We start from the raw sequence: 12,618 nt of genomic DNA on the forward strand, positions 1-12,618 counted from the left end.
TGATTTTCATTCCACGGCGGGAATTTTTTCGAGCAGCGCGGAGACGCGTTTTTGGGCCTCCTGCATACGTGCGGCCAACTCTGCATTTTCGCTGCTCAGGGCTGCCAGATTCATGCGCAACTCGGCGTTCTCGCGGCGCAGCGCCTGCGCAAGCTCAGCCAGCTGGCTGACCTTTTCGACAAGTTGGTGAAATTCGGAAATCATCTTGCAACTATAGTGGGCCAATCGAATTTCCGTCAACAGATTCAAAAGCTGGCCGAGGTCTTTTGGACGCGATGCTGATTTTGGCGACATTTGATGCCACAGCGCCCACGTCAGGGCAGGCTTTTCATCCCTCCCGGGCCTTGCGTAGAATCGCGCCAGTCAATAAAATCACTGCGAATGGGGCGGTAGCTCAGCTGGGAGAGCGTCGCGTTCGCAATGCGAAGGTCGGGAGTTCGATCCTCCTCCGCTCCACCATCAACACCGCCGGCGAAGTTTCTGGATTCCCCTCATAGGAACAGGTAACTTGACGGGCCCGGCCTGATTCCCATCCTGAACCAGCTGCGTACCTGCCTTGCTGCGAACTCCGTGACGCCTAGATCCATGTCCTCGAACCCTGAAGTGCTTGTCCAGGAAAGATCAGTGCCTGCAACCCAGCGGCATACACTGCTGGAAGACTTGCAGGCAATCGTCGCCGGAACCATGCTGATGTCGCTCGGCGTGACGCTGTTCGGCAAAGCAGGACTGATCACCGGCGGCGTGGTCGGCCTCGGCTTCCTGCTGCATTACGCGACGGGGATCGGTTTCGGCAAGCTCTTCTTCATCATCAACCTTCCGTTCTATATCCTGGCCTTCAGGAAGATGGGCTGGCAATTTGTACTCAAAACGTTCAGCGCCGTGCTGCTGTTGTCCATCTTTTCTGAACTGATGCCCCTGGTCTTGCGAATTGAAAGCCTGACACCCCTGTATGCCGCGGCCATGGGCGGGCTGTTGACGGGCGTTGCGCTGCTGGTGCTGTTTCGGCACAAGGCAAGTCTTGGTGGATTCAACATCCTCGTGCTCTATCTTCAGGAACGCTTCGGCTGGCGTGTAGGACTGGTTCAACTGGTCCTGGACAGCATGATCCTCCTGCTGTCTACCCTGACGATCCCCTTTTCCGCCGTAGCCATCTCGCTCGCCGGTGCCGCTGTCCTCAACCTCACGCTGGCAATCAATCATCGCCCCGGCCGCTACATCGCAATGTAATCGTCCGCACAGTGGCAATTGCTTGCCGAGGACCTGAAGCAGGGTGACGATGTTTTGCGCGGGCAAGCATGAGCAAGGCAAACAGGCCGACCACGAACATGGTGCACCGGTTGCCGGATCACTTATTAAGGACTGTCACCCCTTTGCGGCTTTTATCTTGATGCGAATTGCGCCAGGTGCGATTCAGGCAACGTAGAACAGGACAGTGAAATAATGGCAGGCGCTGCCACCGAGCACGAACAGATGCCATACACCATGGGCATGCTTCAGGCGCTCGTCCAGCGCATAGAAGACAATGCCCAGGGTATACACCAGTCCGCCTGCAGCCAGCCAGGCAAATCCGTCTTCGCCCAGCGCTGACTTCAGTGGCATGATGGCGACCAATCCCAGCCAGCCCATCACCACATAGATCACCAGCGACAGGATGCGTGCGCCCTTCGCAATCCATATCTCCTGCAGTATGCCGAGCAGGGCCAGTCCCCACACCGTGCCGAACAGCGCCCAGCCAAGCGCGCCGCGCAATGTCACCAGGGTGAATGGCGTATAGCTGCCGGCGATCAGGAGATAGATGGCGCAATGGTCGAACTTGCGCATCACATCCTTGGCCCGGCCGCGCACGCTGTGATAGACGGTGGAAATCACGTACAGACCCAGCAGCATCGTGCCATAGATGCTGAAGCTGACGATCTTCCACGGGTCGCCGAGCCGCGCGGCAAACACGATCAGCAGGACCGCACCGGTCGCTGCCAGTGCCGCGCCAGCAAGATGGCTGATGCTGTTGAAGCGCTCGCCGTAGTACATCAGGCCGACATTGCGCGCATTGTTCGTCTTCCGAAAGCCAGAATCGACGCAGTCCGTGACAATGCCCGCTGCCGCCTGCAACGCGGGCCGGCCGCAGACGCGCACACCAGTTCCTTCATGGCGGCATCGGCTGTGGAAGCGGACTTGTTCATGATATTTCGAAGTTTCCCTGGAGGGCGGCAGGTATTTACGCCACGAGTGCAGCTTGCGGCGCAACCGGGCGGACGCCGGTCAAAAGGTATTCTATCAGTTCACTCACCCGCCGGATCTGATTCCCGAATGGCAGCGGCTCCGATCCGCGGAAGAACAGGCCACGCTTCACGTCGCCCTCGAGCGCGAAGGCGAGCGGAGTATCGATGCAGAACTGGCCATGCTTTGCGATGCCGTCACGCAGGCCACATTCATGCAGGCAGTCGAAGCCGACCGTGCATTGCCTTGTTCTGGCCAGACGTTGCAGCTTGGCCTCCTTGGAGAGCTAGTTGTCCAGCCAGGGCGTGCGTACTGCGCTTGCAGGCAAGCCGGCAACGGTCATGAAAGTCATCGTGTCTTCCGGCTTTGCATCGGCCACCACCTTCTTGAAGTTGAGATGGGCATCGCCCTCCTCGCTGACCGCAAAGGCAGTCCCCAGCTGCACCGCGCTCGCGCCGAGCGTGAACATGTCGCGCAGCACCTGCTCATTATTTTTGATGCCGCCGGCGACGATCAGAGGTATGCGCTCGCGCTCGATGCCCATCTGCTTGAACAATTCCTGCACGCCTTCCAGCACGACGGGGAAAGCAAAGTGCGCCTGATACACATCCTCAGCCTTTGCGGCACGGAGATGGCCGCTGCATAGCGCGGATTTTCGATCACGATGGCATCCGGCAGGCGGTTCTTGCGCATCCATTTCTTCAGGATGAGTGCGATTACGCGTACATCGGACAGAATCGGGATGAGAGCCACTTCCGGATATCAGGCGGCGAGTTCCGGCAATCCAGCGGCAGGCCGGCGCCGACCACCACAGCATCCGCGCTACTGGCGCAGGCCTGGCGGACATAGGAGGCGTATTCGGATACGGCGCGCATGACGTTAACGCCGTTCTGCCCCTTGCCTTCCGCGATCTTTTTAGCAGCCTGGATCTCGCGGTCCAGCGCGACCAGGTTGAGACGGTTAATCAGCTCCTTGTCGCGTAAACATTTTGATTGCGCCATCAAGTCCGCATGATGGCGGCGCAGGTCGACGCTCGAAATGGTGCCAACCGCACCTGCCCGCGCGACATTGCCGGCCAGTCGATGCGCCGAAATGCCGACGCCCATGCCACTCTGAACGATCGGCAGACTTGTCTCGTCCTTAATCTTCAATAATGGATACGCTGCCTTGGGCACACTATTCCTCATTGTTTGTCTTGCAATGAAAGCAGCGTTTGCTTGCGACGCTGCACTTTCACCACCGGGCTCCCCGCATACCAGCGAGTAAAAATTGTGTTTTCCCTGTGAGAAACGTGGGCACTGTAGCTTAGGGGCGATCTGGAAATCCTTGACCTGTATCAAAGATCGCCAACTCCCTGGGGCCAGAATGAGCCAGCGTCAAGCGAGAAAGAGAGCATCATGAATACCATTACCACCTATCTCAGTGGCGACCATAAGCGCTGCGGCGAGTTCTTCACTGAAGCGCAAACATGCGTAAGCAGCAACCACTGGGTACGAGCGGAAGAGCGTTTCCGGCAATTCTGCGAAGCACTGGAACAGCATTTCACAATGGAAGAACAGATCCTGTTCCAGGCCTTCGAACATGCAACCTGCAGCAGTACCGGCGCGACTTCCGTCATGCGCAACGAGCACGAGCAGATCCAAAGCATCGTGCGCCTGCTGCAGGATGCGCTGACGCGCCGCGACAGTGATGCCTTCCTCCGCCATTCGGAAACACTCAACAGCATGCTGCGGCAGCACAACAACAGGGAAGAAAGCCTGCTCTACCTGATGACCGACCGTATCCTTTCGGGCCAGGCAACCGACATCATCGAAGCGATGCAGGACATCGCCGTCACCAACAGAACGCAATGGAACAGGACATCAGTCTCGACTTAACCCGACTGGAGCCGTCCAGCCCCTGGAACGGGTGCTGGAAGCTTGGGTCGCCTGAACACCACCGAACGGCTGTGCAGTTTGATCAATTGAGAGCCGCGTCCGCTGCATGCCATCCTCAAGCGCAACGGATTCGACCACGAGATACGCAATCGGCCCGATTACCGGTACGAAGTCCTGATCTCACATAAACATTGGACTGTGGCGCAAAGGTGCGAGTGCAAGCTTGAGTGCGATCCACCTTCCGCTCGCAGCGCTCGGCGATGTATGGCCGCAAACTCATTGACGCAATGTGCCGGGCCCGTGAAGGCGGGACTGCCCTCCTAGCCGAGGACAATGCCCGTCAGACCATTTCCCGCAGCTGGCCGTCGGCGGTAATCAATGCCGTCCTGAGCTTCTTGCCCGGGAAAACCGCTGCCGCCGCCAACCGGTAACGTGCCAGCTGGGTCTGGTAGGCGAGCCGCTCGCTGTCGAGCAGATCGCGCTTGTAATCGAGGATCCACACCTCGTCGCCGGTGATCACTGCGCGGTCGAAGCGCAGCAATTCGTTGCCGGCCATGACTTCCAGCTCATTGTGCGCAAGCTGGAAATGCGCGGGATTGAAGAAGCGCTCCAGCTGCGGCGCCGACAGTATCGACTGCGCATACTCACGCGCTGCCGCTGCCACATCCTGCGGGCAGGCCAGCCAGCGTGCCAGTGTCGGCACATCGGGTAACTGAACCGGCCAGCGGCGCTCCTGGGTGACGTGTTCCAGCAGCGTGTGCAGGGCAATGCCCTCATCCATAGCATGCGTGCGGAACTGCGTCAGGAATGCGGGTTCAACCGGCGCGAGCGGCGGCGGCATGAATACCGGGAGGCTGAAGCTGTCATCGCCGGCGGCTGTGCTCACCGCGATACCCTCTTCCAGCGCATCCGGCACCAGCTCCGGCGCGGCCAGCAGGCGGTGATACCAGCTGCCTTCCACGCAGCCGTCTTCCAGCGTACCACGCGACCCGGCAACACCGCTGAGGATCAGGACTTCCTTGGCGCGAGTCATCGCGACATACAGCAAATTCCAGTCTTCCTGCCGGCGGAAACCTTCTTCCGCCTCGAACAGGTGATCGCGCGCCGCGCCACGTTCCTGGCTGCGACCGAAAGCCGAAAAATGCGTCGGCGCATGGGCGTCCTGGGGCCAGTCGCACAGGATGCCAAAATCGTCGCGCGCCGGTTCGCTGTGGTTGGCGTCGAGCAGTATCACGATCGGCGCTTCCAGACCCTTGGCGCTATGGATGGTGAGGATGCGCACCGCATCCAGCGCAGCATCGACGGCGGCTTCATCCGGCGCGTCATTGTCCGCACCATCCTTCAACAGCCGCAAGGCATCGATGAATTTCGGCAGACTGGGATAGCGCCCCGCGTCCAGGTTCAGCGCCAGCTCGATGAAAGCTTCGATGTTGCCCACGACCTGGTTGCGCAACAGCGGCGGCGAAGCCTGCGCATAGCGGGCAATCAGGTCGCCCTGATGCAGGATCACGTCCAGCAAGTCGTGTACTGGCAGGCGCGGCGCTGCCTGCAGCCATTGCTCCAGCAGGCCGGCGATGCGCCGCACTGCCTCGGATGCGCCCTCTTTCGCGGCCGCCCGCATGCGTGGCCACCAGGCGCCTTCGCTGCGCTGCGCCAGCATGATCAGGTCTTCGTCGCTGGCACCGGCAATCGGCGACTTCAGCACATGTGCGAGCGCGCGGTTGTCACCGGGCGTGATCAGGAAATTCAGCAGGGCGATCAGGTCCGCCACTTCCAGCGATTCCAGCAAGCCTCCCCTCTTGTCGGACACGAAGGGGATGCCGGCATCGCGCAATGCACTTTCGTACGCCGTGAGATGGCTGCGTTTCCGGACTAGCAGCATCACATCCGACCACGGCACGTCTACGCCGCGCCGCAACTTCAGGTCGTTTCTCGCGTGGATGATGGCCCGCGCCACCGCAGCGCCCTCGTCGCGGCGGCGCGCATCCTGTTCCTCCTCGCGAGGTGCCGTCAGCGGGTCGCGCAGTGTGAACACCGAGGGCGCGTCTCGCTCGCCCTCTTCCTGCCAAATCAGGGGCAAGCGCCAGATTGAACCGCTGCCTGATGCAAGCGTGGTCTGCGGCGCGAACAGCGGATTTGCGGTGAAGCTCGCGTTGAGCGCCTGCACAATGTCTGTCGCATTGCGGCGCGTCTGGTTGGTCCGCAGGACAGCCGCACCGCTGGCTGCAAGCATGTCGCGCGCAGCGGTGAACACGCGCGGCTCGGCGCGGCGGAAACGATAGATAGACTGCTTCGGATCACCGACCACGAACACGCTTGGCGGCTCCACATCGTCGCCATAGGCATCCAGCCAGGCGCGCACGATGCTCCATTGCAGCGGATTGGTGTCCTGGAACTCGTCGAGCAGAATATGCTTGTAGCGGGCGTCGAGCCGGCTTTGCAGATAGGCCGCATGTTCTTCATTGGACAGCAGCCGGTATGCATGCCATTCCAGGTCGCTGAAATCGAATACCCGCTGTTCAGCCTTTACCGCCTGGTAATGATCGAGATAGGCGGCGCCGACCTTGAACAGGGCCTGGTTGAGCGCCAGCACTGCCGGTTCAAAGCTGCGGCGCTGCAATTCCTGCAGGACTTCCGCAACCGCGCCGAACTCCCGTTCGAACACATCGCATCCATCGTCGCCCCACTGCTTCTGCAGCGCCGCCAGCAGCTTGCCGCGCCGATGGTCATTGCCACGGACGGCGCCTTTTTCATCGCAGAACTGCATCAGCAAGCGCGTGAAGTTGTCCGGGCTTGCGCCAGCCGTCAAGGCGCTTTCAATCGCCGTTGCCCGGGCCTGGTTGCGGCTTGCGCCCTGGCCCAGCAGCCGCGCGATATCGAGGATGCGCGCCTTCAGTTCCTCTTCCTCCCAGAGCGACAGTCGCGCGTCGCGCTCGCCATCCTCCCCGCACAGCTCCAGCAGCCATTGCAGCGGCAGGCAAGGTTCCGCGTCCGGCGCACCTTGCATGGCAGCCCACCACTCCGCTCGCTTGGCCGCGAAGGCCTGGATCATTCTGTTGGCATTCCAGTCCCCGACCATTTCATACATCGTGAGCAGTGCAGCACGCAAATCCTCATCGTCGCCTACCGCCTGCATGAAGCGGCCATAGGCTTCCCGTTCTAGTTCGCCGGTCGTCTCCGTCAGTGCATAGCCATGCGGCACGCCGGATGTCAGCGGCGCAATCTGCAGCAGGCGCGCGAACCAGCTGTGGAAAGTATCGATCGACAGGCTTTGCGCACTCGACAGTACCCGGTCGTACAAGCCGCGCGCCGCCGGCAGCAATTCCGGCAGCTCAGATTCCGGCACACCGCGCTCGATCAGCAGTTGACGGACCTCCGGGTCTGGCCGCAGCGCGAGGTCACGCAGCAACTGCAGCAGGCGCTCGCGCATTTCCTGCGCGGCCTTGCGGGTGAAGGTGATTGCAAGGAGTTCCGACGGCTCGGCTCCGGCCAGGAGCAGGCGCAGCATGCGCGCCACCAGCAGCCAGGTCTTGCCGCTTCCGGCACAGGCCTCGACCACGACCGAGCGATACGGGTCGCAGGCGATGCGGGTGAATTCCGGTGCTTCGACAGCCCGGCCGTCGACTTCATAGGCGCGCGGCATGCCGGAAAGCGCCGTCATCACCAGGCCCCCTTGCGGCACAGGCCGCGCACTTCGCAATACACGCAGATCTTCTCGATGCCGGTCGCGCGCAAGGCCGCTCCCCCGGCGATCGCCTGCATGGTGGCGACCAGTTGGGTTTCGAGCGCCTGCTGCCATTCCTCGTAGTTCTGCGCCGGCACGTCGCCAGTCTTGTCCTTGCTCGCTTCCAGCGCCACATAATGCGCAGCCGCAACCGGAAGATCTGACAGCAGCCCATAGAAAGCCAGCTGATGATCCTCGCCCTCCTTCAGCTTGTCGCGCAGCGCCTGCAGGTTTTTCGTCTTGTAATCGAGCACCGCGCGTTCGCCTTCGGCGTTGTGGTCGATGCGGTCGATGCGGCCATGCAGAGTGATCTTTCCGTCAGACCAGTTGATGGTCTTCTCGAAGGAATGCTCGCCGGAGAAGAATTGCCATCCCTGGCTTTCGCGTTCGTTGGCCCAAGCGACATAGGCGGGAATCACCTTGCGCCAGCGGGCGTAATAGCCGAGCGCGGCAGCGCTGCGCTCCAGGGCTTCGCCGAAAATCCTTTCCGAAATTTCCTGCAACAGGAATTCCCGGTCACCCGTCTTTATCCCGCAGTCGCGCACGGTTTCATGGTATTCGGTGAGTATGCGGTGCAGCCAGTCGCCGTAGTCGCGCTTTTCCGGCATGTCCGAAAATTCTTCCAGTCCGGCGAGATTGAGCATGCGTGTCGCGAAGAACTGGTAGGGACAGGCTACCAGGCTGTTGTAGGCACTGGCGGACAGCCGCAGTGGCAGAAGTTGCGGCGCGGACGGCGCCGGCATGCTCACCGGGGTGCGCATCATCTGGCGTGGCTGGATGCAGGTCGCATGTGCCGGAATCCTTCCCGCGCCTGCCCGTTCCAGCGCCAGCTGCAGGCGCTCGATCCAGGGGCTGGGCGGATTGGGTTCGCCATTTTTGTGCGCCTGCCATGACAGGACGACTTCGGTATTGGATTGCAGCACTTCGGCGAAATCGCGCATTTGCGCGCGCTGGCGCATTTCCCGCGTCGCCAGGCCAAGCTCGCGGCGCACGGCATTTGCGAAAAACAGGGTTTCATTGGATTGCGACGGCAGGTGATCGGCGTCGGCGCCTACCATCAGCACGGCGTCGAAGGACCGCAGGCGCGCGCCGTTCAGCTGCAGCATGACCACGCGGTGATCGAAATCCGCCGGCAGGAAGGAAGTCGATTCCAGCTGCAGGTTAAGGAACACGCGCCATTCGGCAAACGAAAACGCCTGACCGAGCATTTGGCAATCCTGCGCCAGCATGTCGAACAGGGCGATTACCTGCGCTCCGGCTGCATCCATCTCCAGCGCGTCGCGCATGCCTACAGCGGCCAATACAGTATTGGTCGCAGCGACCCAATCCTGCAGAGTCTTGCGCCCTGTGAACACGCCTGCCTGTTGCGCGATCCGCTGCAGCAGTTCCTGTGCCGCAGGCTGGTCGCGCAGCACGCCGATGCAGGCATCCCATCCGCCCGGCACATTGGCCTTACGCAGGGCATGTTCAATTGCCATCACGAGATCGGATTTCTCTTCGATCTCGGGAAACAGGAAAGGTGATTTCAGCAGGTCGAGCAGCGCAATCGTTTCGGCGCGGCTAGCGAATACTTCCAGGAGTGCGGCAATGGCTGCAGCGCTGCGCGTGGTGGACAGCTTCCAGCCGGTTTCGTCAGCGACGAACACCTGGGCACGCTCCAGCAATGCACGGATGCGACGCGCGACAACCCGGTCCTGAGCAATGATTGCGACACAGGACTTGCCGGCCTGCAGCCAGTCGATCACGGTTTGTGCGCCGCGCAGCGCTTCTTCTTCCAGGCTGCTGGTCGAGCACAGTGCCAGGCCTGTGGGAGTGGAAACGGCAGCCGCAGGCGCATCGGCAGTCGACGACATGCCCTCGTCGAGCAGCTCCGGCCAGGCGGCAGCATAAGCAGGATGGATCTTACTCGCCTGCCATGACAGCGTAATCGGCAATACCGGCTGATGTTGCGCATACTCTTCGAGGAAAGCCTTTTCCGGCGTATCCGGTTCGGTCGCGCTGATCCATATCAGAGGATCCGCCGCATAGCGTGCCAGGCGCAGCATGCCGGAAAAGCGCTGTGCGATTGCGTCGCTGGTATCGAGCTGCGTTTTCCAGATCGACCAGACCAGTTGCGCCTCGTCCGACAGCATGCTGCGCGCCGGCGCGGACAATTGCTCGAGGGCGGCCTGCCAGCGTTCCTCGGCGGCGTCCGGGCCAGCCTGCATGGTGGGCAGCAGGGCCTGGGTCAGTTCGTCGAACAGCGTCAGCAGGGTTTGCGCCAGTGGCATCAGGTCGGTATTGCGACGCGCAGTGAACAGTTTTTTCAGCCATGCATGCTGGCGCAATTCCGCATACAGCGACATCATGCGCTCGCTGCTCGAGGGCGCAGGGCGTGCCTGCGGGTCGGGCGGCAGGCTGCCGAGCCAGGCGGAGAGTGTGGTGATGCGAGGAGGAATGAAGGCGCTTCCGAGTTCGCGAGCCAATGCGGCTTTCAGTTGTTGAGCATTGGCAAAATTCGGCATCAGCACCCGCACCGCCGAAAAATCATGCGCGCTCATCGCTCCCAGCTCGGCCAGCAGCCCTTGCCTGACCAGGGCGCGCGCGACGCCAGGCCAGAACTCGGAGGAAGGCGGAATCGGCAGCGGGCTATATAGCATGGGAATCAGGAAAACGTGAATGCGGCCGGATTTACGATAGCGCAAAGGAACAGAAGCGCATTCCACCAATACCAGCGCGATGCATTTCTGTCAAACGCCTGCAGCCATGCTGCGTCACAGGCAAGGGGGGCAGCGCATATCGGCTCTGGTCGGCCTTGCCGTTTTCATGTTCGCTGGTGGAAAGCGCATTCGGCAATGCGTTCCGCATTTTATGCGAGCAATACTGAAAATTTGGCGGAGCGCTACACTTTTTTTTAAAATCGGTTATGATTTATCCAATCCCCCGCCGCATTACCTCTTGTTGTCCCAATTAACAATACCTTGAAATGCATGCAATGCACCGGTCTGCCTGACAAACCGGGCATTACCGGCAGGGACACGGCAAAGCAAGCCGTCTCACGCAACGATTGATCCTTTTCCCCTCTGTTGAGGCATCCATGAGCGAAAACATTAAATACGTCACTGATGCATCCTTTGATGCTGATGTCCTGAAATCCGACAAGCCAGTGCTGGTTGACTTCTGGGCGGAGTGGTGCGGTCCATGCAAGATGATCGCCCCGATCCTGGAAGAAGTAGCCAAGGAATACGACGGCAAGCTGCAAATCGCGAAGATGGATGTGGATGCCAACCAGGCAGTGCCGGCCAAATTCGGCATCCGCGGCATCCCGACCCTGATCCTGTTCAAGAACGGCACAGCTGCCGCGCAAAAAGTTGGCGCAATGGCCAAGGGCCAGCTGACTTCGTTCATTGACAGCAATATCTGATTCCGGCATGGCGGCACGTTCGTGCCGCCATCGCCAGGTTGAATTTCTCCACGTAACTCCCTCCCCCACCTGATTTTTCCCGTCCCGGGACACTCACTATGCATTTATCTGAACTGAAGGCCTTACACGTCTCGGCCTTGTTGGACATGGCCATCGGACTTGAAATCGAGAATGCGGCACGCCTGCGCAAGCAGGAACTGATGTTCGCCATTCTGAAGAAGCGCGCCAAGGCGGGCGAACAGATTTTCGGCGATGGCGCCCTTGAAGTCCTGCCCGACGGCTTCGGCTTCCTGCGCTCGCCGGACGCCAGCTACATGGCATCCACGGACGACATCTATATCTCGCCCTCGCAGATCCGCCGCTTCAACCTGCATACCGGCGATTCGATCGAAGGCGAGGTGCGTACACCGAAAGATGGCGAACGCTATTTCGCATTAGTGAAGGTGGACAAGGTCAACGGCGAATCGCCGGAAGCTTCCAAGCACCGCATACTGTTCGAGAACCTGACGCCGCTGCACCCGAACAAGCTGCTGCACCTGGAACGGGAAATGCGCGGCGAGGAAAACATCACCGGCCGCATCATCGACATGATCGCGCCGATCGGCAAGGGGCAGCGCGGTCTGCTCGTTGCGTCGCCGAAGTCCGGCAAGACCGTGATGCTGCAGCACATCGCGCATTCGATCACCACCAATCATCCCGACACCACCCTGATCGTGCTGCTGATCGACGAGCGGCCGGAGGAAGTGACGGAAATGCAGCGCTCGGTGCGCGGCGAAGTGGTCGCCTCGACCTTCGACGAGCCGGCCACCCGCCACGTGCAGGTTGCGGAAATGGTGCTGGAAAAGGCCAAGCGCCTGGTGGAAATGAAGCGCGACGTGGTGATTCTGCTCGACTCCATTACCCGCCTGGCACGCGCCTACAATACCGTGATCCCGGCTTCCGGCAAGGTGCTGACCGGCGGCGTCGACGCGAACGCGCTGCAGCGTCCGAAGCGCTTCTTCGGTGCGGCGCGTAATGTTGAGGAAGGCGGCTCGCTGACCATCATCGCAACCGCCCTGATCGAAACCGGCAGCCGCATGGATGACGTGATCTACGAAGAATTCAAGGGCACCGGCAACATGGAAGTGCACCTCGAGCGCCGCCTTGCCGAAAAGCGTGTCTATCCTGCCATTAACCTGAACAAGTCCGGCACACGTCGCGAGGAATTGCTGATCAAACCCGACCAGTTGCAGAAAATCTGGATCCTGCGCAAGCTTCTGTACGGCATGGATGAGATCGAGGCAATGGAATTCATCCTCGACAAGATGAAGGCGACCAAGAACAATGCCGAATTCTTCGAACTGATGCGGCGCGGCGGCAGCTGAGCCGGTTCCTCTGCGAGGTAGATGGAAAAAGGG

8 protein-coding genes, 1 tRNA gene and 1 pseudogene are annotated in these 12,618 nt (G+C 60.6%); 5 read left to right on the top strand and 5 right to left on the bottom strand.

All coding sequences use genetic code 11. The features are described from left to right. Positions 1-6: 6 nt before the first annotated feature. Positions 7-294 (bottom strand): DUF904 domain-containing protein, encoded by a 288-nt coding sequence (locus HGHM_RS11485; protein ID WP_322785770.1) that lies wholly within the window; start codon positions 292-294, stop codon positions 7-9. A gap of 89 nt (positions 295-383) precedes the next feature. Here HGHM_RS11485 and HGHM_RS11490 point away from each other — a divergent pair. Beyond that, positions 384-459, top strand: a tRNA-Ala gene (locus HGHM_RS11490). A 126-nt stretch (positions 460-585) separates the two neighbouring features. Continuing rightward, entirely contained in the window at positions 586-1,227 is a 642-nt protein-coding gene (locus HGHM_RS11495) for a YitT family protein (protein ID WP_051155294.1), read from the top strand. Positions 1,228-1,410: 183 nt separating this feature from the next. On the opposite strand, the gene trhA is transcribed toward HGHM_RS11495, so the two are convergent. Together trhA and HGHM_RS21190 are read right to left on the bottom strand one after the other, a co-directional pair. Further along, positions 1,411-2,028 carry a PAQR family membrane homeostasis protein TrhA gene (trhA, locus tag HGHM_RS11500; protein ID WP_026075939.1) on the bottom strand — a complete coding sequence of 206 codons (618 nt, stop codon included), beginning with the start codon at positions 2,026-2,028 and terminating at the stop codon, positions 1,411-1,413. Positions 2,029-2,215: 187 nt separating this feature from the next. Further along, positions 2,216-3,404 (bottom strand): annotated as a pseudogene (locus HGHM_RS21190) (NAD(P)H-dependent flavin oxidoreductase). A 210-nt stretch (positions 3,405-3,614) separates the two neighbouring features. Between HGHM_RS21190 and HGHM_RS21195 the strand changes: the two are divergent. Beyond that, positions 3,615-4,094, top strand: a complete 480-nt coding sequence (locus tag HGHM_RS21195) for a hemerythrin domain-containing protein (RefSeq protein ID WP_019141682.1) — start codon at positions 3,615-3,617, stop codon at positions 4,092-4,094. A gap of 340 nt (positions 4,095-4,434) precedes the next feature. Here HGHM_RS21195 and HGHM_RS11525 read toward each other — a convergent pair whose 3' ends face one another. Then, positions 4,435-7,755 (bottom strand): UvrD-helicase domain-containing protein, encoded by a 3,321-nt coding sequence (locus tag HGHM_RS11525; RefSeq protein WP_019141683.1) that lies wholly within the window; start codon positions 7,753-7,755, stop codon positions 4,435-4,437. Then, complete coding sequence (locus HGHM_RS11530; protein WP_026075942.1) at positions 7,755-10,457, bottom strand: PD-(D/E)XK nuclease family protein; 2,703 nt, start codon at positions 10,455-10,457, stop codon at positions 7,755-7,757. The genes HGHM_RS11525 and HGHM_RS11530 overlap by 1 nt, the downstream gene beginning before the upstream one ends. 437 nt (positions 10,458-10,894) lie before the next feature. Between HGHM_RS11530 and trxA the strand changes: the two genes are divergently transcribed. Both trxA and rho read left to right on the top strand, forming a co-directional pair. Beyond that, positions 10,895-11,221: a thioredoxin TrxA gene (trxA, locus tag HGHM_RS11535; protein ID WP_019141685.1), complete on the top strand. Its 327-nt coding sequence runs from the start codon at positions 10,895-10,897 to the stop codon at positions 11,219-11,221. A gap of 98 nt (positions 11,222-11,319) precedes the next feature. After that, complete coding sequence (rho, locus tag HGHM_RS11540; RefSeq protein WP_034348502.1) at positions 11,320-12,585, top strand: transcription termination factor Rho; 1,266 nt, start codon at positions 11,320-11,322, stop codon at positions 12,583-12,585. Positions 12,586-12,618: the final 33 nt, after the last annotated feature.

This window comes from Noviherbaspirillum massiliense JC206 (assembly GCF_000312045.1).
Classification (GTDB): Bacteria; Pseudomonadota; Gammaproteobacteria; order Burkholderiales; family Burkholderiaceae_D; genus Noviherbaspirillum; species Noviherbaspirillum massiliense.

Coding starts and splice junctions, on each gene's coding strand:
- HGHM_RS11485 (WP_322785770.1), bottom strand. CDS start 294: ATGTCGCCAAAATCAGCATCGCGTCCAAAAGACCTCGGCCAGCTTTTG.
- HGHM_RS11495 (WP_051155294.1), top strand. CDS start 586: ATGTCCTCGAACCCTGAAGTGCTTGTCCAGGAAAGATCAGTGCCTGCA.
- trhA (WP_026075939.1), bottom strand. CDS start 2,028: ATGTACTACGGCGAGCGCTTCAACAGCATCAGCCATCTTGCTGGCGCG.
- HGHM_RS21195 (WP_019141682.1), top strand. CDS start 3,615: ATGAATACCATTACCACCTATCTCAGTGGCGACCATAAGCGCTGCGGC.
- HGHM_RS11525 (WP_019141683.1), bottom strand. CDS start 7,755: ATGACGGCGCTTTCCGGCATGCCGCGCGCCTATGAAGTCGACGGCCGG.
- HGHM_RS11530 (WP_026075942.1), bottom strand. CDS start 10,457: ATGCTATATAGCCCGCTGCCGATTCCGCCTTCCTCCGAGTTCTGGCCT.
- trxA (WP_019141685.1), top strand. CDS start 10,895: ATGAGCGAAAACATTAAATACGTCACTGATGCATCCTTTGATGCTGAT.
- rho (WP_034348502.1), top strand. CDS start 11,320: ATGCATTTATCTGAACTGAAGGCCTTACACGTCTCGGCCTTGTTGGAC.